Here is a 26515-nt window from a genome sequence, read left to right as displayed (position 1 = left end):
CTGGGGACGTTCTCGGGTGCCGCGCCCTTGATGCGCTGACACCTCATCACTTGCGAACCCGAACAGGGAGGACGAGCTCCTCCCGAGACACCCCGGCTCACCTCGCCTCCGTCCCTTCGCCTCGGACGCCCGGCGGCGGCCCTTTCTGCCGCTTCGAGCAATCGCCGCGCATCCGCCTGCTGGTGGGTGCGCGGCGGGAGGTGACCACTCATGTCCCGCACGCCGCGGGCACGTCTGCGTGCCCCGAACACCCACCTACTCTCTACTGCCCGCCGAGCCGTCCGCCACGTCGCGCCGCCGGGTGTGGCCGCACTGATCCTGCTCACCCCGGCCACGGCACACGCCGACCCGGGCACCGTGGTCCTGGCGGCGAACAGCCTGCCGCAGGTCGTGGCGAACATGCAGATCTGGATCATGGGCATCCTCGCCGCCGTCGCCACCCTCTTCGCGGTCCTCGCCGGGGTGTACTGGGCGACCGCCGGCGGCGACCCGGCCCAGGTCGACAAGGCCAAGGGAGCGCTGCGTAACGCGCTGGTCGGCTACGGCCTGGCCGTGCTCGCCCCGATCCTGCTGCAGGTCGTCCAAGGAATAGTCGGGGGCTGATCATGGGCTGGCTCGACCCGATGGGCTGGCTGGACGGCATCCTGGACTGGTTCGCCGAGCTACTGCTGGACAGCCTCAACACCATGATCGCGGTAATCACCGACGTTCTGCTGATCACGCCGAACGTCACCGCGTTGCCGCAGGTGCAGGCCCTGACCGGCCGAGCCATCTGGATCGTCGACACGGTGTTCGTGCTCGTGTTCCTCGCCGCCGGGGTACTCACCATGACCAACCAAGGCGACGAACGCTCCCGCTACACCGTCAAGGACCTGATCCCGCGCTGCGTGGTCGGGTTCATCGCCGCCCACTTCTCCCAGCTGATCGCCGGCCAGATGATCGATCTGGCCAACGCGCTCACCGGCGCGCTGACCGAACAGAACTGGGACCAAGACGGCGCGTTCCAGGCGATGCGCACCCACATCACCACCGCCGGCGAAACCGGCGGGATCCTGTTCCTGGTCTGCGTGTCGATCATCTTGTTCCTGATGGCCGCCACCGGCTGCTCGGCGATCGTCCGATTCGCGATCGCGCTGGTGCTGACCGCCGGCGCCCCGATCGCGCTGGCGTGTCACGCGCTGCCGCAGACCGATCCGGTCGCCCGGCTGTGGTGGCGTTCCTTCGCAGGGGTCCTCGCGGTCCCGATCCTGCAGGGCTTCGTGCTCTTCGCCGCCCAGTGGATGCTGCTGGACCCGGCCGCGATGATGCCGCTGCTCGGCCTGCCGGTCGAGCCCGGCAGCGTGTTCAACCTGTTCGTCGTCATGGTCCTGCTCTGGACCTGCGTGCGGGTGCCGGGCCTGGTCCGCCGGTACGCCACCGAGGGCGGCCGCGGCAACAACTTCCTCGGCATGGTCGTGCGGGTCGTGCTCGTGCAGCAGATCAGCCGGGCCCTGCCCGGGGTCGGAAGGGTGTTCCGATGAACGACCGCCACAATCCGGAGATCGTGCGGGCCCGGATGCCCGCCGACGTCGACGCCGCCGACAAAGTCGCCTACGGCTTGACGTTTCGCCAGCTGGCGATCCTCGCCGTCGCCGCGGTCTGCGGCTACGGCGCCTTCAACGCCTTGCACGATGTCGTGCCGATTCCGGTGCTGGTCGGCGGCGGCGTCGTGCTCGGCGGGCTGGTGTTCGGGCTCGCCGTCGGACGCCGTGACGGGCTGCCGCTGGATGTCTGGTTGCTCGCCGCGGTGCGGCACTCGCGCGCCCCGCGGGCGCTGTCGACCACTGACACCGGCGCGAAGGTCCCCGACTGGGTCGAGGCCCCGAAGGCGAAGGTGATGTTGCCGGGGCCGCTGAAGCTGCCCGCCGACGCCATCGGCGACGACGGTGAGATCGCCCTCACCGGTGCTCGGGCGGCGATGGTCGCCGCGACCAGCGTGAACCTGGCGCTGCGGACCGGCGACGAGCAGGCCGCGCTGGTCGACACGTTCGGCCGCTGGCTCAACTCGTTGTCGACGGCGACGCAGATCGTCGTGTCGGCGCAGCCGGTCGACCTGCACTCGCACGCCCGAACCCTGGCGGCAGCGGCGGACAGGATGCCGCACCCGGCGCTCGCCGACGCGGCCGCCGACCACGCGACGTTCCTCGACGACCTCGCCGAACGCCGCGATCCGCTGCGCCGGCAGGTCCTGATCGTCACCCGCACCAGCGCGGGGGAGCGCGGCGAGCACGCCGCCCGCCGCCGCGCGGACGGCACCGTGCGCGCGTTGTCCGGGCTCGGGGTCACCACCCGCGCCCTGGACGGGCACGCCGCCACCGCCGCCCTGGCCGCGGCGGCGGACCCCTACCGGCCGCCGCGCCCCGGCGGGCTGGCCGCCCCCAACACCGTCATCACCGGCCCCGCGCCGGCCACACCCCGGAGACGATCGTGAAGACCCTGACCCGCAAACGCGGCAGAACCCCATCCGAACCCACCACGGACACCTCGTCGCTGGCGGCCGCAGCCGCACCCGCCTCCGTCGAGGTCACCCCGCGCTACCTGCGCGTCGGCGACGGCTACGCCGCCACCCTGGTGGTCACCGGCTACCCGGCAGAGGTCGGCCCGGCCTGGCTCGAACCCCTGCTCAGTTGGCCGGGCCGGCTGGACCTGGCGCTGCACATCGACCCGATCCCGGCCCCGACCGCGGCGGCCCGGCTGCGCACCCAGCGCGCCCGCTTCGAATCGTCGCGGCGGGCGGACGCGACGAAAGGCAAGCTCTCCGACCCGTACGTCGAGGCGGCCGCCGACGATGCCGCCGACCTCGCCGAACGCCTCGCCCGCGGGGTGTCGAAACTGTTCCGCGTCGGCCTGTACCTGACGGTGCACGCCCGCACCGAGGCCGAACTCCTCGAGGCGTGCAGCCAGGTGAAAGCCGCTGCTGCCTCAACGCTGATTGAGGTGCAGCCGGCGACCTGGCGGCACCTGCCCGGTTGGACCACGACCCTGCCGCTGGCCACCGACAGCCTGCAGATGCGCCGGACCATGGACACCCAGGCCCTGGCCGCGGCGTTCCCGCTCGCGTCGTCGGATCTACCGGCGCCGCTGCCCGGTGATCCCGCGACCAACGGCGGGGTGCTGTACGGCATCAACCCGGACTCTGAGGGCATCGTGTGGTGGGACCGGTGGGCGCAGGAGAACTACAACAGCATCGTGCTGGCCCGCTCCGGCGCCGGGAAGTCGTACTTCGTCAAGCTCGACGTGCTGCGCAACCTGTACCAGCAGGTGCGGGTCGCGGTCGTCGATCCCGAGGACGAGTACCTGCGCTTGGCCGACGCGGTCGGCGGCACCATCGTGCGGCTCGGAGCCGCCGGGGTGAAGATCAACCCCTTGGATTTGCCGGTCGGGGACAGCCGTCCGGACGTGCTGACCCGGCGCGGTCTGTTCCTGCACACCCTGGTCGCGGTTTTGCTGGGCGAGGTGCCGCCGCCGGCTGAACGCGCCGCCCTGGACCGGGCGATCCTCGCCGTCTATCGGCAGGCCGGGATCACCGCCGACCCGGCCACCCACCACCGGCCCGCCCCGCTGCTGAAGGATCTGGCCGCGGTCCTGCAGGCCGACGCGGACTCGTCCGCCGCGCAGCTCGCCGCCCGGCTCGCGCCGTGGGTGGCGGGCTCCTTCGCCGGGCTGTTCGACGCTCCGACCACCACCCGCCCGGACGGGCACCTGGTGGTCTGGTCGTTGCGGCAGCTGCCCGACGAGCTACGCACCGTCGGCACGCTGCTCGCGCTGGACGCGATCTGGCGCAGCGTCGACGCTCCCGGCCGATCCGGGTTCGGGGTGCGCCGGCTGGTCGTCGTTGACGAAGCCTGGCTGCTGATGCGTGACGGTGAGGGCGCCAAGTTCCTGTTCAAGATGAGCAAGGCGGGCCGTAAACGCAACGCCGGCCTGTCGGTGATCACCCAGGACGTCGCCGACGTGCTGGGCACCGACCTCGGCCAGGCCGTGGTGAGCAACGCGGCCACGCAGGTGCTGCTCAAGCAGGCGCCGCAGGCGATCGACAAGGTCGCCGACGCGTTCGGGCTCACCGGCGGGGAACGGCGCATGCTGCTGTCCGCCCGGGTTGGCCACGGCTTGTTGATCTCCGGAAGCAATAGGACGGCGTTTGAGGCCATCTCGTCGCGGGCCGAGCACCTGCTGGCCACGACCAAGCCGTCGGAGCTCGCCGACCTCGCCGACGAGGAGGCCGACCTGTGAGCCCACTACCTTCACTGTCGCCTTCCACCCCGGCGCCTGGTCCTTCGGGACCGGGCGCCGATGTCATTCTGCCGCCGAGCGCGCCCGCGCAGTGGGTGCTCGACGCCGGCGCCTGGGCATGGCAGCGGCCGTGGCTTCTGTGCGTCGCCGCCGGGTTGCTCGTCGCCTACATCGCCGGGCAGAACATCCTGGCCGGGTGGCAGCACCGCCGCCACGCTGAAGGCGCCCGCCTGATCACCGTGGCGCCGCCGCCGGAAGTCGACGCGGCCTCGGCAGCCGCCCTGTGGGCGAACCTGCACGGCACGCTGACGCCCTCGACGAAAAGGCGGCTGCTGTACGGCAGCCCGCACGTGGTCTGGCAATACAGCTGGATCGGCCGGCAGCTGATCATCAGCGTGTGGGTGCCCGGCACCGTGCCGCAGGGCGCGGTCGAGGCCGCGATCCGCGCCGCCTGGCCGGGCGCCGCCTGCACCACCGGCCTCAGCGCGCCGCCGATCCCGCTGGCCGTGCCGCAGGCCACCGGCGGGCACCTGCTACCGCAGGCCGCCGAATGGCTGCCATTTAACACCGACCACGACAACGACCCGCTGCGGGCGCTGATGGCAGCCGGCTCGCAACTCAAGAACGACGAGTACGCCTGCGTGCAAGTCCTCGCCCGCCCGGCCCCGCCCCGTCGGGCGGCCCGGGCACGCAGAGCGGCCGGACGGCTGCGCGACGGCAAGACCGCTATCCCCGCAATCAACCCGGCGGCGCCGCTGCTGTTCCTGCTGGAGATCTTCCTGCCCAGCCGCAGCACACCCGCCCGCAGCAGCGCTCCGGCCGCCCGGCGCGATCCCGGCGTCGAGCGCGATGTCCGCGCGATCCTGGACAAGACCGTCCACAGCCTGTGGACAGTCGGCATCCGCTACGTCGTGGCCAAGGACAACGAACGCGGCGGCCGACATGCGCAGGACCGGTTGCGAGGCATCGCCGACACGATCGCCTCCGCCTACGCCGTCTACGCCAGCCGTAACCGGCTGGCCCATCGCACCCGGATGGGCCAGCCGGTGGCCGTCGTCGCGGCACGCAGGCTCGGTGCCGGGTTCCTCGCCTCCACCCCCGAAGTCGCGGTCCTGGCCGCGCTGCCGCGCGATCTGGCCGTACCCGGGCTGGACCGGGCGCGGGCCAAGTCGATGCCCGCCCCGGTGGCGGTCCCCTCCGGCGGTCGCGGGGTCAAGGTGATCGGTGACGCCGAGATCGGCGCCCACCCGGTCGCCCTCGCGGTCACGGACGCCCGCTACCAGATGCACGTGGTCGGCGCGACAGGCTCCGGCAAGACCACGCTGCTGGTGAACATGGCCGTCGACGACATCACCGCCGGCCGCGGCACCGTGGTGATCGACCCGCACGGCGACCTGGTGCTGGACATCCTCGACCGGCTCCCGGCCTCGGTCGCGGACCGGGTGGTGCTGTTCGACCCCGACCAGCCCAACCCGCCCACCATCAACCCCCTCGAAGGCGACGACCCCGACCTGGTGGTCGACAACATCGTCAGCATCTTCGGCAACATCTTCGCCAAGGCATGGGGACCGAGGATGGACGACGTCATGCGCGTCGCCTGCCTCACCCTGCTGCGCCACGCCAACGTCACCCTCCAGCACATCCCGCCGCTGCTCAACAGCGCCCAGTTCCGGTCGGCGATGACCGTCGGCCTGGACGACCCGGCCGGCCTGTCCGGGTTCTGGCAGTGGTACGACTCGCTGAACCCAGCGCTGCGCTCGCAGGTCATCGGACCCGTCCTGGCCCGGCTGCGGTCGTTCCTACTGCGCGACTTCGTCAAACGCACCATGCGCTACCCGAAGTCGAGCTTCGACATGGGCAAGGTCCTCGACGGCGGGGCCCTACTGGTGCGCATTCCGAAAGGCCAACTGGGGGAGGACACCAGCAAACTGCTCGGCAGCCTGATCCTGGCGCAGGTGTGGCAGGCCGCCACCGCCCGCGCCACCATCGAGCCGGACCGGCGCCGCGACGCCACGCTGATCATCGACGAGGCCCAGAACTTCCTCACCCTCGCCAGCAGCTTGGACTCGATGTTGGCCGAGGCCCGAAAGTACCGGCTGTCGATGGTTCTGGCCCACCAGGACTTGGCCCAGTTCCCCAAGGATCTCCTTGCTGCGGCGTCCGCCAACGCGAGAAACAAGATCTACTTCTCGGTGGCGCCAGAGGACGCCCGGGTCTTGGCCCGCCACACTCAGCCGGAGCTCGACGAACACGACCTCGCGCACCTGGACGCTTACACCGCGGCCGCCCGGCTGGTCGTCGCCGGACGGCAGACACCGGCGTTCACCTTCAAAACCCGGCCACCCAAGCCGATCGTGGGTGAGGCGACCGCCATCCGGCAGGCAGCCGCAGCCCGGGTGCCGGCGCAGGACACCAGCGCGATCGACGAACTCGTCGAGAAGTTCTCGGCAAAACCCGACGACGGCCGCCAGCAGCGCGGCAAGAACGGCGAGAAGCCGAAACCCTGAGCACGACATCTCTGTCAGCAAGGCAGAAGGTCGTCGTCGACAGATCAGAAAGTCTGTCAGTCCTGCTCAGCAGCCTGCGATCGAACCTTCCGTTCGGGTTTCACCAGCCCTTCACCACCGAGCATCCCGTCGGCCTGACAGAACCACCGGATGCGCGGTGTCCCCGCAGCACAGCGCCGCTGAGTGACTCTGCGCCGCCGCTGCGCGTACTCCGACACCCCTCCAACGGAGGGACAACCTCTTCGCCTGAAGGAGCATCACTCGTGTCCAGCTTGGACTACTCCGGTTCTGACCTCCAGTCCATCTCTTCCGACTCTCGTCTTTCATCGTCCTCTTCCTCTCGCTCCCGCTCCTCCCGCTCGGCCTCTTCCCGTTCCTCGGCGTCTCGTTCCTCATCGTCTCGCTTGGACCGCCTCGACCGGCTGCGTCGCCTGACCGCCCGTGACCACCTGCTGCTGTCCTGGCTCGCCGAGCACTACGTGCTGACCACCGGCCAGATCGCCACCGCCCTGTTCCCGTCGCTGCGCTCGGCCCGGCTGCGCCTGGCCGTACTCACCTCGTTGCAGGCCGTGACCCGCTTCGTCGACGTCACCACCGGCGACCGCCAGTACCTCTACACCCTCGGCCCGCTCGGTACGGTGGTCTACCCGACGCAGTACAACGACCCGCTGCGCACCGACGGCCGCGAGCCGCGCTCCAGTGTGGAACGCACCGAGCGCATCATCGGCAGCCGCCGGCTGCCGCACCTGCTCGGCACCAACCAGCTGTTCGTCGACCTGCACGCCTACACCCGCACCGACCCGAACGCTCAGCTGGCCCGCTGGTGGTCCGAACAGCACGCCACCGCCGTCTACGGGGCGGTCGCTGCGGTAGCCGACGGCCCCGGCATCCGCCCCGACGGGCACGGCGTCTGGGCGGCCGGCGGGCGGGAGGTCGGCTTCTTCCTCGAGCACGACAACGGCACCGAAACCATCGGCACCGTCCTGCGCAAGCTGCGCGAGTACGACCGGCTCGCCCTCGGTGGGGGTCCTCGCTACTCGGTCCTGCTGCGCGTTCCCGGCCGCCGCCGCGAACAGCACCTGCTCGACGTGCTCGCCGGGGCGCGGCTGGCCATGCCGATCGCGACCGGCGTCCACACCGAGCACCCCGCCGGCCCGGCCTGGACGCTGACCCACGACCCCGGGCTGCGCCGGTGGTTGCACGAGCTGCCGTCGGACCACGGCCCGGAGAACCCGGCCACCAACCCGCACCGCTACCCCGGCGCCGCTGCGGCGTAGGAGCTCACGGCAGCACCTGCTCCGGGTAGCGCGTGCCGCCGGCCCGTCCCTGCGGGCGGACCCCAGCGAACCCTGACAGACCCGCAGCGGTCTGACAGGCCCGCACCAAGGCCGACGACAGTCTGACAAGTTTCTAACAGCGCAGGTCAGAGCCCGTTCTGACGATCATGAGCGCGGCCGTTCTGACAGACCGTGCCGCTACCGTTTCCGGCAACACCTCTCTCATATATATCTCCACCCCGGTCCGGTCCCGCCTACGGAACCACCGCCGCACCACCCGGTGCCCGCACCCACCGCCCTTTCGAGGCCGGTCGGCGCCCGCGCCGCGCGGCGACCCCAGGTCGCACCGAACCACCAGCACCACCTCTCTCCACTCCCAATGCGCCGACCCACGCACCCAGTGGGCCGGTCAGTTCTGCGCGCCCGAAAGGCACGCCCGCACCCCGAGGAGGAACCCTTCATGACCACTCACACCGCAGCCCGCAACGGCCAGCGCGTCCCGAACCCGCCGGCCCCGGCTGCCGCCCAGCCCACCAGCAACAGCAAACCGCCGGTCGTCCGGCCGACCGCGACCATCACGACGATGATCGTGTGCCTGCCCGACGAGCTGTCGCGTGAGCCGCTGACGGCTCACCAGCTCGACCGGCACTTCGGTGTCTCCGGCACCCTGCAGCCGAGGTTCTGGGCCAAGCCCAACCTGTACCTGTGGCAGCTGCGCCACCTGATCGGCCGGGCCAAGGCCGTGAAGAACCAGCCCGAGTACTGCGCGGGCGGACCGGCGAAGCTGCTTCAGCTCACCGGCATGCGGCACGCCGCCGGTGTCGGTGCGGGCATCCGCCACCAACTGTGGCAGCAGGCCGTGCAGGGCACCCGCCCCGCACAGCCGTGGGTCACCTTCCACACCCGGCACCTCGCGGAGCCGGCCAAGTACAGCTACGAGCAGGCCGCCGCCGACTTCTGGCAGCAGGCCCGCATCAGCGCGATGCGCGCACACAACGCGGCCAACGTCGGCACGCCCCTGGCGGTCGACGAGCTGGAGATGCTGCAGGCCGGAGTCGCGGCCTACCAGCACTACAGCGCCATGACCGCGATCTGCGGCGACGCGCTGCGGACCGCCGAAGGCGCCAATCTGGCACCCGCCAGCGACGCCTTCGCCGACCGGGTGACCTACCTCGAGCAAGCCGTCCGATACCTGGCCGGCATCGAGAACACCGGCCAGCGACTCGTCGCGGTCTCCCTCTGAAAACACCTCACGGAACCGGTCCGGACACTGCCGCCACCCCTGCACCCAAGGGAAACGCGACAGCCCGGACCGGCTCCACCTTCCGCGCCGACTCCCCGGCCGCGACGGCTGCACTACTGACGCAACAGATCGGAGAGTTTCATGCTCAGCGGTATCCAGATCCAGGCGATCACCCGATGCCTGATCGACCTCAACGACCACGTCCAGGACAGGCCTGGCGAGAGCCTGCTCGCCGTCCTGCAGGAGACCCCGATCCCCGGACACCCCGACCCGACCGCCAGGCACCTGCGGGTCAACCCCGTCCCCGTCCCGGCCCACATCTGGGACCACCCGGACGGCCCGGTCGCCGCGCTGCGCCACGCGCACGACGACATGCGTCAGGCCGGCGTCGCAGAGCAGCTGGCTCAGGTCACCGGGATCCGGTTCCTGGCCTGGGTCTACCTGTACACCGAAACGGTCGACGACGAGGACGGCACCGCCACCGTCCGCCAGATCGACGCCGTCGACATCGACGACCGCGCCTATCTGTTCACCCACGTCCTCGGCGAAGCGGGCCACGCGGTAGCGGTGCTGCCCGACGCGGCGTCAACCGACACCAACGGCACTCTCACCGTCCTGCAGACCCTCGCGCGGACCATGCGCACCAGCGGCTGACAACCCGCCGCCACACCAGGCGCCCGCGGGGCCTTGAACCTCGCCGCACCGCCGCCAGTGCCAGCCCATCAGGGCAGGCACACCGCAGAGATCTACCGGAATCGGCCTGCAGAGGACCGACCGGTACCAAGCCCGGCCACCTTCGGTAGGGCTGACCGTCCGGTACCGGCTCACCACCCTCACTCTGCACCTTCTCCCCGGCGGTCTGCGCCTCGGCGCACACCGCGCACCGGCCCGACTCCGGCCCTAACCGGGTACCGCCGGGCGCCCCGGGCTGGGGCGCTCGTCAAGCCGCGGCCGGCGACACGGCCGACCTTTCCCTCTTCACCCGCGAGGTCACGCGGGCAACACCCCTCTGCCGCTCTCCGACGCCGACGAATCTGCCGGCGCCGCACCTGCCGCTGCAGGTCCAGCGCCCATGCCGGCGCCCGCACCAACCGACCTGTTTGACACCTCTTCCCCGGGATCCATGCCTGGCCCTGCCCTTGTCCCGGGTTCTCCGGGACACAACTGCAGGTCCGCCATGGCTAACGGGACCTTCGAGAAAGGACACCCGAGCCCATGTTCGAGCCCTCCACCGCGATCGCGAACCTGTTGAGCGCCGTCGCGTCGAACCCGGCCGCCGCCGAAGGCATGCGGCTGATGACCGAACGCGCCGGCGACTTCGCGCACCCGGCGGTAGCCCAGCTGACCGGGATCGCCCTCGACCCGGCCGGCCGCGAGGCCGCCGACCGATTCCTGGACGCCTACTGGTCCGACGAACAGCGCCAGCGCGACGCTCTCACCGCGAGCAGCGACCGTGACGTGATCATCGGCAGCGGCTACCACGCCGCCGTCTACGCAGCGACACGGGTCCTCGCCGGCCACCCGCGACCGCTGGTGCTGGAGCGCGACTCCCGCGTCGGCGGCACCTTCGCGATGACCAGCCGGCCGGTGTTCTGGCTCAACTCCCGCAACCGTCCCGGCGGCCCCGGCCTGGCCGGTGACCAGACCGCCAACCTGAACTACCTGCCCGGAGCGCCGATCCAGGCCTCCAACGTGTCTGCGGCCGAATACCAGACGAACACCGACATGGCGTTCGTGATCCGGCTGACCTTGGCCCAGTTCGCCGACGTCGTACCGAACGCCAACGTCCTGGCCGTCGGCGATTACGACTACGACTACGACGGCGGCCGGATGCCCGTCGACATCACCGAAGGCCGCAGCCTGTCGGCCGCACGGATCATCGACGCCCGCGGCCTGGGCGATCAGGCCGGAGAAGACCTCACCAACGGCACCACCATCGTGTCCTTCACCCAGTTCATGCGGCAGATGGCAGAAGCCTGGCCCCTGCGGGGTCTGCGCCGGGTCGCCGTCGCGGGTGGCGGAGACGCCGGCAAATGCGCGGTCGAGTCGCTGCTGGGCATCGCGCCGCAGCCGCCCATGGCTGCTGCCGGACTCGACTGGGTGCAGCGCATCGACTGGTACGCCGACGACCTGCCCACCAGCTGCGAGCAGTGGCAACTGGACATCCGGGGCAGGTACCAGGCGATCGGCCGCCACCTGCGAGCCGACCGTTCCGGCGCCCGCCGCCTGACCGTGATCAACCGCCGCGCCGACGTGGTCGATCTGCCGGGCACGGCGCTCGTCGACGGCAAAGGCTATGACCTGGTCGTGCTCTGCACCGGCGCCAAGGAGCCGCGCATTCAGGGCCTGGGCGACATCAACAGCTGCGACTTTCAAACGGTGACCGGCGCCGGCGCGGTTGCCCGCAAGTACGTCGACCGCCCGGTCTTCCGGGTCGGACCGCACGCCCGGCTGCCCTTCACCTCGCTGGAGCGCGCCGAGGGTATCGCCGAGCAGCCCGGCAACGCCGTCGCGATGTTCCGGCTCGGCAGCAGGACCGCGGCTCTCGCGGCAACCCTGCCGCCCGCCGCAGACAGCTGAAACGACACCGCCGCGCACTCGCGCGCCGTTCGACAGTCCCGCTGCGCTCGCATCTGCCAGCTCGCGGCGGCTTACGGGTGGGCTGCTGACCACCCGCCTTCGAAACCTCACCGGCCGGCCGCCTTCGGTGCGGCCGGCCCGCTGTTTGTCCGCCATCTCCGCCAAGGGAGGCACCATGCCCCGCTACTGGTTCCGACTCGAGGACGTCGCACCGCTGGCCGCCCACGCGCTCGGCTGCGAACTGCACACCACCACCCGCGCCGAGGCCCTCGCCGGTGCCAACAACGGCCCGGCACTGATCTTCTCCAGCACCCGCGAGGTCGCCACGCTGCGCTCCAACGGCAACCCCGCCTGGTACGACAACGACGGCAGTCAGCACGTCGCCTTCGCCACCGCCTGGCGGCATGCACCGACCGGACGCACCAGCCACGTGCACCTCAGCGACTACGTGCACGCCTTCCTGCCGCTGACCGGGCAGGTCACGCACCTGATCAGCACCGCCCGCAACACCGGCGACAGCTGGATCAGCATCCACATCGATGCCCGCGACCAGCACCTGATCAGCCCCTACGCGATCCGTACCGCCACCGGCCGCGACAGCATCGTGCCGGCCACCTGCCGATGGCGGCCCGCCATGGTCACCTGCGCGGAAACCGGCAGCGTCGACTACCCCGCACAGATTCCCGACGGCTACACCACCACCGCCGGGCACGCCCTGCCGCGCTTCACCCGGGCCACCGTCGCCCGCATCGCCGCCGACCTCGACCAGTTGCGCGCCATCGACGCGATGCCCGGCGCGTATCCCATCCTGCGGCTGCACGGCGACGTCCTCACCGTCCTCGAGGAAACGACCTACGACGGCAACTGGACCTGGCGGCAGGTCGACCGGCTGAGCCCCGACTCGAGCGGCTACTTCGCCCTCGGCGCCTACCAGTGGGCGTGGGAGACCACCGCCCAGCCCTCGGCTCTGGCCGCTTTCGGGCGCCGACTCCTGACCCTGGCGCGCAGGCCGCTTCCCACAGCCCGCCACCGGGCCACTCAGCCGTGACCACCACACCGGCCACCGCCGCCGCTCACCCGGCGACCAAGAGAAGCACCCCGTCCTGGTCCGGCCTGGCCGGGGCGCCATGTTCCGTTCCCGCCCCATCACCACCACTGGAGGTCCTGATCCCCATGACTCGACGACTGTGGTTCCGGCTCGACGACGTCCTACCGCTGGCCGAGCACGCCATGCACTGCCTCAGCCACGAACCCGCCACCGGCATCCCCGGCGACCTCGGCCCGGCCCGGCCGGCACTGATCTGGACGAGCACCGCCTCACTCGACCTGCTCACCTCCACCGGCCTGCCGACCTGGTACGGCCGCAACGGCACCCCGCACACCGCCGAGGCACACGGCTGGCGCGACCCGCACGGCCGCTACCGGCCCGCCGGCCGCGACGGCTACACCACCGCCTACCTGCCGCTGACCAGCGGCTCCGGAACACCCGGCCCGGTCATCAGCCTGCTGCGTTCCAACCTGAGCTGCGGGAAAGGCTGGGTCACCCTCGACATCGACCCCGCCGACCGGCACCTGATGGACGCCTACCGGGTGCACGTGATGTCCGACCGCGACGACCTCGTCCCGGACGGCACCGTCTGGCAGCCCGGCCCGGTGACCTGCCCGCAGGTCGGCGATCGCACCTACTGGGGCCTGGTCGCCGACCACACCACCAACGGCGGTGACCTGATCGTCCGCTTCACCCGCGACACCGTCGAACAGATCGCCGACGACCTGCGGGTCCAGCACGCCGCTCCGAGGCCGTCCGTCACCGTTTCGGCCGGCACGGCTCACCCGGGACTGGGCTTCGACGGCGACGTCCTGACCGTGTACCGGCTCGACCCCGGCCACGTGCAGCCGCACCGCACCACCGACCACCTCACCCCCGACAGCGACAGCCGCTACCCGCTCGGCGCCTACGTGTGGCCGTGGCGATACGCCACCGAACCGGCGACAGGAGGTGTCTGACATGGGCGCCATGACCTTCGACCAGTACGCCGACGGTGCCGACCCGCAGGACGCGTTCCGGGCCGCGCGGGACCAGGCCTTGCACGAGCACGGCCACGGCGGCTACTCCGGCACCCTCGCGGAGAAAGACGACTACGTCATCATCACCCGGCAGCCGATGACCGAAGCCGACGCGACGGCCCTCGCCAGTGGCCTCATCGACCGTGACGATCCGCGCATCAGCGATAAGTGGGGACCTGCCGGAGCGATCCCCGTCAAGGCCGAGACCCGCGCCATCGAGGTGCCGCAGCTGCCGCAACCCGGACGCGGCGTCACCCTGCAGGGCGCCGACCTCGACACAGTCGTCCGGATCTGCCGTGAGCGCAACGTGCTCGGCGCCGACGACACCGTCGCCACCGCCCGGTGGACCTCCTCGGCCGGACACGGCACGCCGCCGACCGGCTCCGCCCGACTGACCGTGCAGCGCGGCCCGGCGGCGCTCGCCGCGCAAACCCAGCCCGACGGCTGGCTGTTCTTCGGCTGGGCCAGCAGCTGACCCGGCTCCAGACGCTGAGGCTGCCCGCAGCCACCGGGCAGACCGCAGCCACAACCAACCACGAAGAAGGAGAGCACCCCACCGTGCAAACCGCATCGATCCACCTGCCGCACAGCGGCCTCACCGTTCCCGACGCCAGCTACACGGTGACCTCCTACAAGGAGCACCAGACCCACGACGGTGTCGCCTTCACCGCCACCCTACGGCTGAACAGGAAGATCATCGGCACGGTCGAGAACGACGGCCGAGGTGGTCCCGACATCTTCTATCCGAACACTGCCGGCGGCATGCGGGAGCAGCGCGACGCCCTGGAGGCGTTCGCCGCCCGCTGCACCGACGCGCGCGGCGTCGTCTGCGACGTGGAGCTGCTGCTCGGCGACCTGGTCACCGAATACCAGACCAGCCGCGCGATCACCCGCGCCGCCACACGCGGCAACACCCCGCTGCGCCTGCTCGAGGACCACGAGTTCGGCGACGGCCCGATGAGCTGGCCCTCTCAGACCGCCACCACCGAGACCGGGCCCGCGTGGGCCGCCGACCGCGATCGGCTGCGCGCACACCTGCTCGCCGATCCGGAGCTCACCCCGCCCGCCCTCGGCTGGTGGCAGATCTGGGACGCCGGCGAGAACCGTTGGATCGATGTCACCGACCGCCCCGCTCACCTGCTCACCAACCGCCACTGACCGCGAACGGCTCCCAGCCGTTCGCCGTAACCCGCGGCGCCGCCTGCCGTGGCGGATGAGGTAGCCGCACCGATCATCGTCTGACCCGCACGATCGGCTTATCCCGCACGACCTGGCCGTTGCCCGGCCACCCCGCGCGAATCCGCGCACCCCGGGCACGGCCGTACGGCCGTGCCCGGGTTCCCCGTCACCACGGAAGGAACCCGATGACAACCACCCTGCACCGCCCGCCGGTCGAGGCGGATCCCGCGCTGCTGGCCCGCTTGCACGCGGGCGACAGCGCCGCGTTCGCCGAGCTGTACCAGCGCACCGTGGATCGGTTGACCCGCTACGTCGCCGCCCGGCTGCGCGACCGCGACCTGGTCGACGACGTGGTCCAGGACGCGTTCTGCACCGCGCTGGCCGAGCCGACCCGCATCAGCGCCGACCTGATCGGCTCCATGCTGCGGCTGGCCGCCCGCGCGGTGACCGCGCAGTCCTGGTCGCAGCGGCGCTACCTGCGCGCCGCCTACACCGTCTACGAGGACCGCACCGCCGACCGGCAACCCGCGGTGACCGCCGACCTGCTGCGCCGGCCCGGCTTTCGCCACGCCCTCGCCCGGCTCACCCCGGCCCAGCGCACGGCGGTGCAGCTGCGCTACCTCGACGGCTACCCGCGCGACCACGCCGCCCGGCTGATGCGGCGCAGCGTCAGCGCGGTGACCTGGCTCGAACGCGAAGGGCTGCGCCGCCTGCACGCCGCCTACACCTCACGGCCCGCTGCCGCGGCCCACCACCAACAACCGTAAGGAGAAGAAGAGAGTGGCTACCCGTATCCAACGCATCGTCGAAGACGACTTCGACCGGACCACCGACGGGGTCGGCACCTACCGGTTCGCCCTCGAAGGCACCGAGTACGAGATCGACCTCAACGAGGACAACCTCGAGCGGCTGCGCGCCGCGTTGCGCCCGTTCGTCGCCGCCGGCCGACGGCTGCCGAAGAACTCCGCCGCAAGAACCGGCCAGGCGGCACCGGGCACGAAGGCCGACACCGGCATCCGGCGGTGGTGGCGTGAGCACCAGGCCGGCCTCGACCTGCCGGAGTACAAAACGCGGGGCGCCATCCCGAACCAGGTGAAGATCGCCTTCCGCGACCGCACCACGCAGCCCTAACCAGCACCGGCGAGCCGGGCGACGAGCCTCCGCGGCCCGTCATCCCCGACACCCCTCTGATCCGTTCCCCCTCGCTACGGCCGACGCCCGGCCTGGCGCGCCACCGCGCGCCACCTCCCCCAAGTTCCGGGCGCGGCCGCACGGCCGTGCCCGGAACTCCCGCACACCTTCGTGAAGGAGAACCGACATGGCACCAGCAAACCCAGCCGCCCACCAGCCGGCGAACGACGACTCCACCAGCACCGGCACTACGGGCCGGCTCTGGTTCCACCTCGACGACGTTGTTCCGCTCGCGGTGCACGCCGCCAGTACCCCGAGCTGCGGACTCACCAGCGCTCAACTCCTTGCCCGAGCCCCGCTGACGCCCGCCCTGATCTGGGAAGGGACCTCCGACGGGGACCGCCTGACCTCCAACGGCCAGCCTGGCTGGTTCGACGCCGACGGCAAAACGCACGCCGCCCGCGGACGTACCTGGGTCGACCCGGAGTACGGAACCGTCGCCGCCGCGGTCGGGGAGGTCGGCTATCTGCCGGTGCGGGGACTGCCCGGCAGCACCTTTCACCTTGTCGAGTGGCTGCAACAGGCTGCCGCGGATGGGGCGCATTGGCTCAGCCTGGACCTCACCCGCCGGCGTCCGGTGATCGGTCCGAGTCAACTCGCCGTCAGCGACCAGCGCGGCGACCTCTACCCGCCTGCCGCGACCTGGGTCGAGGCGAGCGTGGCGTGCGTACCGGCGACCGGCAGCGGTCTGTACCGGGCACTGGTCGCAGCCGGCCACTACAGCAACCACGGCGGACTTCTCGCCCGCTTCGACCGCGACACCGCCGACCGCATGGTGGACGACCTGCAACGCGCGCGAGCCCACCAGCCGGGCTTTCACGCCGTCCTGCGGTGGGCGGGCGAGCACATCGAGATCTACACCGAGAACGCCGACGGCCCCAGCGGGCTGCGCCGCTACGACGTCGTCGGCCCGGACCCCGACGGCCTGTACCCGATCGGCGCGTACCTGTGGCCCTGGCTGCCCATGGGCGACTCCTGATGCCTGACGCACCGGACATCAGATTCGCATCCGACTTGATCAATCCGTGCTTCGAAGGGTGGATCAGTGCACCCCTCACCAGGCAACCGACCAGAAGGGAACAGCGATGACCGACGAACTCCGCGACCGAAACACCGGTGAGGCCGACCAGGCCGAACCGGCGAACAGCAACTTCGCCGTCCTGGCCGCGATCGCGGAACTCGGCCTGGACGCCACCCCCGCCGCCATCGCCAAGAAGGTCGGGATCGCCTACTCCACGGTGAACCCGAAGCTGCGCGCCTGGGAGAACGCCGGACTGGCCGAACGATTCCGGCACGACACCGGCCAGACGCTGTGGCGGCTGACCGACGCCGGCCGGGCCAGCACCGCGACACCGCCCCAGTTCGCCGACACCGTGCCACCTGCGGAAACGGCCCTGGCCGACCCCACTGCGGACGGGGCCATCGAGCCTGCCATGCAGGCGGGCAGCGGTCCGGCTGCCGCCGCGCCGCCCTTGGTCACGTCGGACTCCAGCGAGATCACCGACGGCGGCGACGACGACGAGACGGCTACCTCCCCCGCTGCGCCTGCTCCCGCCGACGGCGACACGACCAGCTCCGCAACGGCCGACTCCGATACCGACCGGAACGGTGCGAACAGCAGGACGACGGCTACGGCGCCGCCGGCCAAACGCAAGCGCCCCAAGGGGGCCTTGCAGGCCAGCGCGCTGGCCATTCTGCAGGCCAACTCGGGCAGCGAGTACAAGGTCGATGAGCTGCGGAAGCTGATCGATGAGGCCGACGCGGGCACCGGCTACCCGCGCGCCAGCCACGGCGCCGTCGCCAACGCCCTCGACTCCCTCGAACGAGACGGCAAGGCCGTGAAAGTCGAGGACCGCAAGGCGGCGACCTTCACGCTCGCGTCGACCGCCGACTGACCCCCGATCCGTCAGGCAGCCCGGGACGGGCGTCAGTCGTGGCAGACACGCCCGTCCCGGTGCTCCTTGCTGCAAAGGAGCAACCCATTGTCCCCTCTTTGGACCATGATCTTCACCGCGCTCGGTGGTGTCCTGGCCGGCTTCGCCCTCACCGGGGCACTGCTGTACCGGCAGCTGGAGCTGCTCGACGCCGCCCGCCGCCAGATCGCTGCCGAGCAGCGACGTGCCGTGAACGCCGAACGGCTCGCCCGCCGCGACGACACCACCGGCCTACCCAACCGGCGTGCCTTCCTCGAACACCTCGAGCAGGCACTCACCACCGACATCGGCGTCGGAGTGGTGATGCTCGACCTGGACGACTTCAAGACCGTCAACGACACCTTCAACCACGAGATCGGCAACGACCTGCTCACCGCCGTCGGCATGCGCCTGGCCGACCTGCGCCTACCGGTGACGCTCGCCGCCCGGCTGTCCGGCGATGAATTCGCGCTGCTCGTTATCGGCGACGAAGAGCAGACCCGCGCCTGCGCCCGCGCCGCCTGGCGGGCGATCACCAGCACCCCGATCCCGATCGCCGACCGCACCGACTGGCGCATCAACGCCAGCGTCGGCTACACCACCGACGGCGCCACACCCCGCGACCTGCTGCGCCACGCCGACGCGGCGATGTACCAGGCCAAACAAGCCGGCGGCGGCGTGTGCGACCGGACAGCGGCCACCGAGGTTTGGCCGAAACTGCCGGAACGTGGCCGCTGCCGCGACGCCCACCGCCGCTGACCGCCAGCGCACTTCCACCCATACCGATTCGGGGCTCGCGTCCAACAGCACCACGGACGCGAGCCCCGACCTTGTCAATCCCCGACCTAGGGAGTTCTTTGCGTGTTATCCCTCGACACGGTTCACGCCCTCGTTGACCACCTGATGCAACTCGACACCGGCCAGCTTTCGCCCCCGCGGGCACTCGGCACGATCGCGGTGGTCCACGACTATCCGCTGCGGCACGGCACCCCCGACCGGCGAGGCATGCGCCTGCTGCCGCTGCCGTTGCTCACCGACCTCCGCCGCCACCAGACGCTGCCGGCCGCCCTGCACGCGCTCGCCGGCGCGCTGGCCCCCACACTCGCGGAGCCGGCAGCGGCGCTGATCGAGCCCATTCTGGATCCGTTCGACCTCGCCGTCCTTCGCCGGCAGGTGCAGCAACCGGATCCTGGGCTGCGGCTGCTGGCGTGGGCGGTCTGCTACGACGACCTGCTCACCGACACCGACACCCTCACCCGGGTCCGCCGCGTCGAAGCCCTCGACGCCGACGGGCGCGTCTACCAGCTCAGCCGCACCGCCCGCGAATCCCACCCGGTGGTACTGGTCGATGAGCAACCCGACCCGGCCGACCTGCCCGCCACCTATCCCGGGCTCGCCCAGCTCGCCGCCGCAGCCTCCTACCCGCCGACTTGACCTTCGTAGCCAGGCAAGCGTCGATCTGTCATGGTCACCGTCCGGTGTCCCTGACCAGGCAAGACGTTGGTCGGCCAGTGTCATCCGGACGGTGACCGTCGCATGCCAACGCCTGCCGACGGAGGTCACCGCCATGGCATCGCCGTACCGACCCACGCAGCAGCAACCAGCCCTCGACGGCCGCACCTCGAGACCGGACGACGTCAGCGATCCGCTGCTGTGGGCACTCGCCGCCGCCGTCACCTCGGCCCACCAACCGGGGCCCGACGGACTCTGCACGAACCTGCAATGCCGCGGCCGAAGCGCGCCCTGCGCACCCGCCCGCGCCGCCCGCCACGCCGCCCAACTCGCCCGCCACAAACCGGCCGCGACCACGCCACCTGCGGCGGATCAGCACCCCGCCCGCGGGCGCGCCGCCGTGCCCAGCGGCCTCGCCGGCCTGCTCACCGAGCCCGAACCCACCGCACCGGTGGACGCCACCGACGACGCGACGGTCTTCACCCCGTTCCGGCGGCCCGATGCCGCCGCCACCCACCAGCAACACCAGAAGGAGGAACGCCCATGAACTTCCTGCCCAACGACACCCTCGCCGGATACGCCCGCACCGCCGTCGACCTGCGCGCCCGCATGGCCGACTTCACCAGCGGGACCATCGCCCGCACCTACCTGGAAGCCATGTTTGAGGGCATGCCTGCCGAGTACGGCACCATGACCCCGGACGTGCTCACGGCGATGCACACCATCACCGGCAGCCCGTGGCGTACCGGCGAGCCATACATCGTGGCCCCCGCCATGACGGCGATCATCGCCGCCGCCGCCCAGGCACTCGACCTGTCCGGCGAGGTCCTGCCCGACGACGTCGCCCCCGACGACCAGGGCGTGGTTTTCTTTCCCGATCCGCTCTACCACCGCGGCCACACCGGCAAGGTCTCCTCGATCGGCGCGATCACCTGGGCCCGCATCACCAGCACCTCCGGGCAATCATCCTGGATCGTCGCCGGATGGGCCGACCAACACGACCCGCACGACCCGTCGGTCGCCCGCCGCCGCGCCGACCTCGCCGCCCGGCCCGACATCGCCCGCCAGCTCGGCCCCTACCTGCTATCGAACTACACCGAGATCCCCATCGGCCGCCCCGTCGAACACCCCGAACACCCGGTCATCGACGACGCCGTCCACGACTGGGAACCCGCCCCGGACGGCCGGTTCTGCATCGACGAGGCCACCGCCCGCACCCGCGGTTGCACCGCCATCGCCTACGCCTTCTGGCGCATCCAGGCCCAACCCCTCGCTACCGTCGCCGCCGCCGCGATGGACCGGCCATCCCGCCGCCGTGCCGAGCGCCACGGGATCAAGCATGACACCCGCGTGGTCATGCTGCGCCGTACAAGCCCGCTCGCCGAGCCCGGCGACGGCGACCCGAAGTGGCACTACCGCGTCCGGTTCGTCGTGCGCGGCCACTGGCGACGGCTGACCGACCGCGACGGCAACCCCTACCGCATCTGGATCAACGCCCACATCAAAGGCCCCGACGGCGCGCCCCTGCTGCACGGCGAGAAGGTCGCCGTTCTCGCCCGCTGACCCGGGCCCTCCCGATATCCCACCCCGCAGCCACGCCGCCCATCTGGGCGGCGTGGCCCTACGCCGTGCCCGCCGACCGGCGGTCCAACCCGCACATCCGACGTGAACCCGAGGAGACGAACCACCGTGAGCACCCACAGCTACGTCGGCATCCCCGACCCCGAACAGCCCGGCCAGGTCCGGCTTCGCGGTATCTGGGCCGGTGCCGCCGCCGGTGACACCCATCGGCTGGCCACACTGCTGCTCGAGCACGACTGGGACTACCTGGACCCGGAGATGACCGACGGCAGCAATTCGACGCCGTTCGCCGGCGAGGAGCTGATCCCCGGCGTCGGCATGACCCTGGCCGCCACCAACGGTGACGGCCACCTCCTGCCGCCCGAGCCGGTCACCGTCGTGGCGCTGGCCGTCACCGGCGACCTGGACGCCCAGTGGATCTACCTGATCGACGCCGGCACCGACACGCTCAGCGTGCACCTCAGCGGCGGTGACGTCGTCAGCCGCGAGCCACTCGCCTCATGAGCCGCCACCTCGTGGCCGGCCCCGCACCCGGACCGGCCACGAGGTGGGCCGTCCGCAGCGGCGGACCAGCGGGCAGCGCGTCCGACCGAGTACCCGCAGCACACCCGGCGGGAGGTGACCGACGATGATCTCCCGTGCTGTCGCCGGGATCACGGTCGCGGTCGCCGTCGTGCTGTTGGGCTGTTCCGGACTGCTGCTCGGCATGCTCGGCGGCGGAGGCGCGTCGGCGCACTGCCTGCCCGCCGCCGTGTCACCGACCGGCTCCAGCGCCGCCGACAGCGACGGTGCCAGTTCGGCACCCGGCCCGATCGGCGACTGGAGCGCCGAGCAGGTCGGTAACGCGACGGTCATCGTCGCGGTCGGCCAGCGCCTGCAGGTCCCGGCCCGCGGTCAGGTGATCGCGGTGGCAACCGCCATGCAGGAATCCTCACTGATCAACCTGCCCGGAGGGGACCGCGACTCGGTCGGGCTGTTCCAGCAGCGCCCGAGCCAGGGCTGGGGCACGCCCGCACAGCTGCAGGACCCGCAACACGCGGCGACGAAGTTCTACACCAAGCTGCTGGCCGTCCCCGGCTGGCAGACGATGACCGTGACGGCAGCGGCGCAGGCGGTGCAGATCAGCGCCTACCCCGACGCCTACGCGAAGTGGGAGCCCGACGCCGTTCAGCTGGTCGGCGCGGTCACCGGTACCACGATCGCCTGCCCGGCGGCCGGCATGGCCGTACCCGTCCCGCGCAACCCGGACGGCTCACTGCCGGACGAGCAGTGCTCCATCCGGCCGGACCCGACCACCGGCGTTGGCTGCCTCACCCCGCGCACGCTGCACCTCGTCCGACAAGCCTCTGCCGCCGGTTTCCCGGACCCCAGCTGCTGGCGCGTCGACGACCACGGCGAACACCCGCAGGGGCGTGCCTGCGACTGGATGATGACCGCCGGCGGTGAAGCCACCGGCAGCCAGAAGGCGATGGGCGACGCGATGGCGGCCTGGGCGGTCGCCAACGCCCAAGCCTTGGGCATCCGCTACGTCATCTGGTTCCGCCTGATCTGGACCGACGACGGCCGCGGTTGGCACACCTACAACAACCCGTTCGGCGGCGACGACCCCAGCGGCTGGCACACGAACCACGTTCACATATCGGTGAACTAGGAAACCGCTGAGCCGCTCGGACGCGGCCGAGCGGACAACGCTGCACGAAGCCGCCCGTCCTCGTCAAGGCGCCCGGCCAGCACGCGGCCGCGCGCCATCGCGCGGTGCCCGCCACGCCGTTTCGCGGCGGACGTCGTCCTGCGCCCGTGAGTACGGCGCTGCAACGAAATCCCCTCTATCAAGGAGAACAACGTGGTCGACCACGATGTCACCGTCATGCCCGCCGCCGCAGGCGGCCGGGACGACACTGACAACACTCTCGCCTACCCCATCTCACCGGACTACGTGAAGTCCTGGACACCGGTCCGGGCCCTGTGCGAGCTGATCGCCAACGCCCTCGACGAAGATCCGCAAGCCCGGATCAGCTGGTCCGACGGGGTCCTGACCATCGCCGACGACGGCCCTGGCATCCCCGAGGAAGGCCTCGTACTCGGCCACTCGACAAAGACCGCCGAGCAGATCGGCCAGTTCGGCGAAGGCAAAAAGCTCGCCGCACTGGTCCTGGCCCGCAGCCCCGAGATCGGGCAGGTGCGCTGCGAAACCGTCGGCTACGGGTTCACCCCGAGCGTCGAACGCCGGCACCTGCTCAGCGGGCTGGTCCCGTCCCGGTCAGCGCAGGGCGCGGAACTCCTCGTCTACCACCTTCACCGCACCGGCCGGACCAAGGGCACGGTCTTCACCGTCGCATGCTCCCGCGAACTCGCCGACGAGGCCATCAGCCGGTTCCGGGCTCTCGCCGAACCCGGCTACCAACCGCCGGCCGAGCCCGGGGAGTGCGTGCTCGACGGCACGCCGGGCCGGATTTGGATCGGCGGGGTCATGGTCACCGTCATGCCCGGCCTGCTGGCCTCCTACGACCTGCCGCTGGACGCCAAGGGCCTGCAAAATCGGGACAGGACCGTCATCGAGGCCGACGCCCTGCGTACCGCCGTCCGGGCCATGCTTTCCACCAGCCAAGACGAACGGATCATCGACCGGTTCGCCACCCACGCCCTGGCGGGCGGGAAGTTGCGGGAACCCGAGCAGTTCTTTAGCAACGTCTACGAGGCCTACCCGAAGGCCGCCTGGCGCCAGTGGGCCCGCACCCACCTGCCCTCCAAGGCCTACTACACCACCAGCGGCAACGAAGAGGCGGCGCTGGACCTGATCGACAACGGCTACACCGAGATCACCGCCAAAGGCCTGTCCAGCTACCTGCGCGACAGCCTGATGCGCCTGCTCGGCGTGGAGGTCGCCAAGGTCCGCCAGACCCGCCACTACGAGCGGGCACGTAACAAGACGACCTGGGTTCCCGACAAGGAACTCACCACCGCCGAGCGTGCCGTGCTGACCTTCGGCCGTGACCTCGTGCGCCGGGCCATCGGCGCGTTCGCGCTGGACCGGGTCCGGGTCTACTCCCAGAGTGAGGAGTCGCCGTGCGCGGACGGCTTCTACTCCCCGGCCACCGGTGACACTGCCATCCACCGCAGCGTTCTCGCAGACCGGCACCGCACCCTGCTGGTCCTGATCCACGAGGCCGCCCACCGCGTCGGGCACCGCGGCGGCGGGCACTGGCTGCCGATCCCCGACTACAGCGACCGCAGCCGTGGCTTCGAGAACGTGCTCAGCGACTTCGCCGCGCTGCTGCTCGGCTACCTCGCCGACGGAACCCTGCCCGAGCCGGTCGCGGCGCCGGAGCCGACCGGCCGACAGCGGCGGCTGGCCCCCGCCGACGACCCCGCCGTCCCGGCGGTCCGCCGCGACCTGGCCCATCTGCTCATCGACCGGATCCCCCGGGCCCTGGCCGACGGCGGATTCCGCGACGTCAGGGACCTGATCGCCTCCACCGCCGTGGCACCGCAGTTCTGGCGCGTTCTGACCGAGCCGAGGGTCGTCGGGCACTCCCTGCGCGGCCGCACCTGGGACTACGACAAGATCGCGCTGCTCGCCACCGCCGCCGGCCTGCACCCGCCGGTGGTGTGGCTCGGCTACCACCTGTGCGAATGCCACATGTACGGGCCCCGCAACAAGTGGGGCAAGCCCGGCAGGTGGGCACTCAAGGCCCGCGTAGCGATCGACCGGGCCTGCACCGACCTGGAGAAACTCGGCGGCGCGTACGCCGAGCAGATCCCCGCCGTCCGGGCCTTGGCCGACGGGACCACGCCGGCCCCGCTCACCGACGACGGCTGGCAAGCCCCCGCTCGACGCCTGCTGGCCCTCGAGCGGCAACGCCTCGGACTCACCAGCGAGAAGGCCTGACCCAGCAACGCTCCGGGGCCTGGATTCCAGGCCTCGCACGTCGGAGTGCCCCGGGCCGCAGCCGCCCAGGCGTTCCGCAGGTCAGCTGACGCAAACCCTCTTCTCGAATATCAACCGCGTCCGTGCCGGCCCCAGGGCCGACGCGATCATGAAAGGCGAGACTCCATGGGAGATCGAAGCTACATCGGCGTCACCGCACCCGGCGGCGTGACCGCCCGCTACCTGCACCACGGCGACGCCCCCGAGCGCCTCATCCCGACGCTGCGCGCCATCTGGGCCAGCTTCGACCGCGACAGCCACCGGATGACGGCCGCGCTGCTTGCCGAGGACTGGTCCTACCTCACCGCCGACCCCCAGCCGACCAGCCCTTACACCCTCGTGGCGGGCGTCGGCTGCCCGTCACCCGGCGGCACCCGCCCTCGCCCCGCCCGCATCCGGCTGAACGCGGCCATCGGCGCGGCCATCGGCTGGCTCTACGTCATCGACCCGGACACCGCGGTCGTCACCGTCTACGAGGCGACCGTGCACGACCGGTGGCTCCGACACAGCGAGCACCAGCTGCACCCGAGCGAGACCACCACGAGCTCCGCGCCTGCCGCGGGTAACTGCCACAACGGCGACGAGGACTTCTACTGGCAGGCCGACGGCGGGGACATGACCGGCCGACAGCTGCTGGCCTGGCTGCAGAGATTGGGCGAGGCCGACGCGACCGCGCTCAACAGCAAAATCGAACTCACCTGCCCGGACCTCGAAGACCCGTGGAACGCCGGACGGGTCTGGCGGTACAGCAGCGTGATCATGCTGGCCCCCTGCATCGAGGACGACGACGAGAGCGAGTCCGGCCGATGACCGCACCGAATCGCCCTCGGCGGGCCGAGACCGGCGACACCGACCGTACGGCCGGCGCTCTCGACACCGTCGCCGCGATCCTGGCAACAGCGGTGGCCGCGATCCGCGCGGGGTCGGCCGAGGTCATCGTCGTGGCCGATCTGGAACAGCACGACCTGGACAACCTGATGCTGCTGGGCGTCTGGGACGACGACACGCTCCGGACATTCCGGCAGCCCTGGCGGATCGGAACCGTGGCTCCCGTAGCGCTTTGCGGCGAGGGCGAATACCTGCTGCTGGCGCATCCGAAAGAGCCGACGCTGCGGCGAATGCGCTGTCGGCCGCACACGCGGCTGCTGGTGCGCGACGCGACGGACGAGGACCCGAACCCGCGCAGCGTATGGCGTGCCGACCTCGACGACGCGATCCGCGCCTACGGCGACGCCCGCGAAGCAGGGCACGGCGCAGCCGACGCCCTCGGCGAGGTCGAACACCTGCTCGATCAGGCCGAAGAGCCCGAGCGATGACCGCGCCGC

26 protein-coding genes are annotated in these 26515 nt (G+C 71.3%); all 26 read left to right on the top strand.

Annotated elements, in window-relative coordinates; translation table 11 throughout:
* Positions 1-210: 210 nt before the first annotated feature.
* The 26 genes from OHA21_RS38430 (at position 211) to OHA21_RS38305 (ending at position 26506) form a co-directional block, all read left to right on the top strand.
* Positions 211-603 (top strand): pilin, encoded by a 393-nt coding sequence (locus tag OHA21_RS38430; RefSeq protein ID WP_328463626.1) that lies wholly within the window; start codon positions 211-213, stop codon positions 601-603.
* A gap of 20 nt (positions 604-623) precedes the next feature.
* A complete protein-coding gene (locus OHA21_RS38425; protein ID WP_328478799.1) occupies positions 624-1520 on the top strand; it encodes a hypothetical protein in 897 nt (298 codons plus the stop codon).
* The gene (locus tag OHA21_RS38420) at positions 1517-2470 is read left to right on the top strand and encodes a PrgI family protein (protein WP_328463624.1); all 954 of its coding nucleotides are present in this window, start codon (positions 1517-1519) and stop codon (positions 2468-2470) included. Before OHA21_RS38425 ends, OHA21_RS38420 begins: the two co-directional genes overlap by 4 nt.
* A gap of 5 nt (positions 2471-2475) precedes the next feature.
* The gene (locus OHA21_RS38415) at positions 2476-4272 is read left to right on the top strand and encodes a VirB4 family type IV secretion system protein (RefSeq protein ID WP_328478797.1); all 1797 of its coding nucleotides are present in this window, start codon (positions 2476-2478) and stop codon (positions 4270-4272) included.
* Positions 4269-6779 carry a type IV secretory system conjugative DNA transfer family protein gene (locus tag OHA21_RS38410; protein ID WP_442874954.1) on the top strand — a complete coding sequence of 837 codons (2511 nt, stop codon included), beginning with the start codon at positions 4269-4271 and terminating at the stop codon, positions 6777-6779. The genes OHA21_RS38415 and OHA21_RS38410 overlap by 4 nt, the downstream gene beginning before the upstream one ends.
* A gap of 404 nt (positions 6780-7183) precedes the next feature.
* Positions 7184-8056: a replication-relaxation family protein gene (locus tag OHA21_RS38405; RefSeq protein WP_328463622.1), complete on the top strand. Its 873-nt coding sequence runs from the start codon at positions 7184-7186 to the stop codon at positions 8054-8056.
* Positions 8057-8516: 460 nt separating this feature from the next.
* Complete coding sequence (locus OHA21_RS38400) at positions 8517-9299, top strand: hypothetical protein (RefSeq protein WP_328463620.1); 783 nt, start codon at positions 8517-8519, stop codon at positions 9297-9299.
* A gap of 141 nt (positions 9300-9440) precedes the next feature.
* On the top strand, positions 9441-9953 hold the full coding sequence (locus OHA21_RS38395; RefSeq protein ID WP_328463618.1) for a hypothetical protein: 513 nt from the start codon (positions 9441-9443) through the stop codon (positions 9951-9953).
* A gap of 561 nt (positions 9954-10514) precedes the next feature.
* Complete coding sequence (locus tag OHA21_RS38390; protein ID WP_328463616.1) at positions 10515-11879, top strand: hypothetical protein; 1365 nt, start codon at positions 10515-10517, stop codon at positions 11877-11879.
* Between the two features lie 175 nt (positions 11880-12054).
* Complete coding sequence (locus OHA21_RS38385) at positions 12055-12927, top strand: hypothetical protein (RefSeq protein WP_328463614.1); 873 nt, start codon at positions 12055-12057, stop codon at positions 12925-12927.
* A 125-nt stretch (positions 12928-13052) separates the two neighbouring features.
* Positions 13053-13886 carry a hypothetical protein gene (locus tag OHA21_RS38380; RefSeq protein ID WP_328463612.1) on the top strand — a complete coding sequence of 278 codons (834 nt, stop codon included), beginning with the start codon at positions 13053-13055 and terminating at the stop codon, positions 13884-13886.
* Position 13887: 1 nt separating this feature from the next.
* Positions 13888-14421 carry a hypothetical protein gene (locus OHA21_RS38375; RefSeq protein ID WP_328463610.1) on the top strand — a complete coding sequence of 178 codons (534 nt, stop codon included), beginning with the start codon at positions 13888-13890 and terminating at the stop codon, positions 14419-14421.
* Between the two features lie 83 nt (positions 14422-14504).
* Positions 14505-15104, top strand: coding sequence for a hypothetical protein (locus OHA21_RS38370; protein ID WP_328463608.1), 600 nt, complete (start codon positions 14505-14507; stop codon positions 15102-15104).
* 206 nt (positions 15105-15310) lie between these two features.
* Entirely contained in the window at positions 15311-15892 is a 582-nt protein-coding gene (locus OHA21_RS38365; protein WP_328463606.1) for an RNA polymerase sigma factor, read from the top strand.
* A 13-nt stretch (positions 15893-15905) separates the two neighbouring features.
* Complete coding sequence (locus OHA21_RS38360; protein ID WP_328463604.1) at positions 15906-16256, top strand: histone-like nucleoid-structuring protein Lsr2; 351 nt, start codon at positions 15906-15908, stop codon at positions 16254-16256.
* Positions 16257-16443: 187 nt separating this feature from the next.
* A complete protein-coding gene (locus OHA21_RS38355) occupies positions 16444-17295 on the top strand; it encodes a hypothetical protein (protein ID WP_328463602.1) in 852 nt (283 codons plus the stop codon).
* A gap of 106 nt (positions 17296-17401) precedes the next feature.
* Positions 17402-18211, top strand: coding sequence for a MarR family winged helix-turn-helix transcriptional regulator (locus tag OHA21_RS38350; RefSeq protein WP_328463600.1), 810 nt, complete (start codon positions 17402-17404; stop codon positions 18209-18211).
* An 87-nt stretch (positions 18212-18298) separates the two neighbouring features.
* Entirely contained in the window at positions 18299-18988 is a 690-nt protein-coding gene (locus OHA21_RS38345) for a GGDEF domain-containing protein (RefSeq protein ID WP_328463598.1), read from the top strand.
* Between the two features lie 102 nt (positions 18989-19090).
* Complete coding sequence (locus OHA21_RS38340; RefSeq protein WP_328463596.1) at positions 19091-19663, top strand: hypothetical protein; 573 nt, start codon at positions 19091-19093, stop codon at positions 19661-19663.
* A 133-nt stretch (positions 19664-19796) separates the two neighbouring features.
* Positions 19797-20228, top strand: a complete 432-nt coding sequence (locus OHA21_RS38335; protein WP_328463594.1) for a hypothetical protein — start codon at positions 19797-19799, stop codon at positions 20226-20228.
* On the top strand, positions 20225-21244 hold the full coding sequence (locus OHA21_RS38330) for a hypothetical protein (RefSeq protein WP_328463592.1): 1020 nt from the start codon (positions 20225-20227) through the stop codon (positions 21242-21244). Before OHA21_RS38335 ends, OHA21_RS38330 begins: the two co-directional genes overlap by 4 nt.
* Before the next feature lie 126 nt (positions 21245-21370).
* Positions 21371-21766, top strand: coding sequence for a hypothetical protein (locus OHA21_RS38325; RefSeq protein WP_328463590.1), 396 nt, complete (start codon positions 21371-21373; stop codon positions 21764-21766).
* Positions 21767-21890: 124 nt separating this feature from the next.
* A complete protein-coding gene (locus OHA21_RS38320) occupies positions 21891-22913 on the top strand; it encodes a hypothetical protein (protein ID WP_328463588.1) in 1023 nt (340 codons plus the stop codon).
* 192 nt (positions 22914-23105) lie between these two features.
* Positions 23106-25151, top strand: a complete 2046-nt coding sequence (locus OHA21_RS38315) for a hypothetical protein (protein WP_328463586.1) — start codon at positions 23106-23108, stop codon at positions 25149-25151.
* A 165-nt stretch (positions 25152-25316) separates the two neighbouring features.
* Complete coding sequence (locus tag OHA21_RS38310) at positions 25317-26000, top strand: hypothetical protein (protein ID WP_328463584.1); 684 nt, start codon at positions 25317-25319, stop codon at positions 25998-26000.
* On the top strand, positions 25997-26506 hold the full coding sequence (locus OHA21_RS38305) for a hypothetical protein (protein ID WP_328463582.1): 510 nt from the start codon (positions 25997-25999) through the stop codon (positions 26504-26506). The genes OHA21_RS38310 and OHA21_RS38305 overlap by 4 nt, the downstream gene beginning before the upstream one ends.
* The last annotated feature ends 9 nt before the right edge of the window (positions 26507-26515 follow it).

The organism is Actinoplanes sp. NBC_00393 (assembly GCF_036053395.1).
Taxonomy (GTDB): domain Bacteria; phylum Actinomycetota; class Actinomycetes; order Mycobacteriales; family Micromonosporaceae; genus Actinoplanes.
The sequence above is the reverse complement of the archived record's forward strand: the minus strand, read 5'-3'. Positions and strand labels throughout refer to the sequence as shown.

Bases quoted from the DNA above. Each gene is read 5' to 3' on its own strand.
- OHA21_RS38310 (WP_328463584.1), top strand. From the start codon at position 25,317: ATGGGAGATCGAAGCTACATCGGCGTCACCGCACCCGGCGGCGTGACC.
- OHA21_RS38355 (WP_328463602.1), top strand. From the start codon at position 16,444: ATGGCACCAGCAAACCCAGCCGCCCACCAGCCGGCGAACGACGACTCC.
- OHA21_RS38305 (WP_328463582.1), top strand. From the start codon at position 25,997: ATGACCGCACCGAATCGCCCTCGGCGGGCCGAGACCGGCGACACCGAC.
- OHA21_RS38365 (WP_328463606.1), top strand. From the start codon at position 15,311: ATGACAACCACCCTGCACCGCCCGCCGGTCGAGGCGGATCCCGCGCTG.
- OHA21_RS38320 (WP_328463588.1), top strand. From the start codon at position 21,891: ATGATCTCCCGTGCTGTCGCCGGGATCACGGTCGCGGTCGCCGTCGTG.
- OHA21_RS38390 (WP_328463616.1), top strand. From the start codon at position 10,515: ATGTTCGAGCCCTCCACCGCGATCGCGAACCTGTTGAGCGCCGTCGCG.
- OHA21_RS38400 (WP_328463620.1), top strand. From the start codon at position 8,517: ATGACCACTCACACCGCAGCCCGCAACGGCCAGCGCGTCCCGAACCCG.
- OHA21_RS38335 (WP_328463594.1), top strand. From the start codon at position 19,797: ATGGCATCGCCGTACCGACCCACGCAGCAGCAACCAGCCCTCGACGGC.
- OHA21_RS38385 (WP_328463614.1), top strand. From the start codon at position 12,055: ATGCCCCGCTACTGGTTCCGACTCGAGGACGTCGCACCGCTGGCCGCC.
- OHA21_RS38425 (WP_328478799.1), top strand. From the start codon at position 624: ATGGGCTGGCTGGACGGCATCCTGGACTGGTTCGCCGAGCTACTGCTG.
- OHA21_RS38380 (WP_328463612.1), top strand. From the start codon at position 13,053: ATGACTCGACGACTGTGGTTCCGGCTCGACGACGTCCTACCGCTGGCC.
- OHA21_RS38350 (WP_328463600.1), top strand. From the start codon at position 17,402: ATGACCGACGAACTCCGCGACCGAAACACCGGTGAGGCCGACCAGGCC.
- OHA21_RS38330 (WP_328463592.1), top strand. From the start codon at position 20,225: ATGAACTTCCTGCCCAACGACACCCTCGCCGGATACGCCCGCACCGCC.
- OHA21_RS38375 (WP_328463610.1), top strand. From the start codon at position 13,888: ATGGGCGCCATGACCTTCGACCAGTACGCCGACGGTGCCGACCCGCAG.
- OHA21_RS38420 (WP_328463624.1), top strand. From the start codon at position 1,517: ATGAACGACCGCCACAATCCGGAGATCGTGCGGGCCCGGATGCCCGCC.
- OHA21_RS38430 (WP_328463626.1), top strand. From the start codon at position 211: ATGTCCCGCACGCCGCGGGCACGTCTGCGTGCCCCGAACACCCACCTA.
- OHA21_RS38395 (WP_328463618.1), top strand. From the start codon at position 9,441: ATGCTCAGCGGTATCCAGATCCAGGCGATCACCCGATGCCTGATCGAC.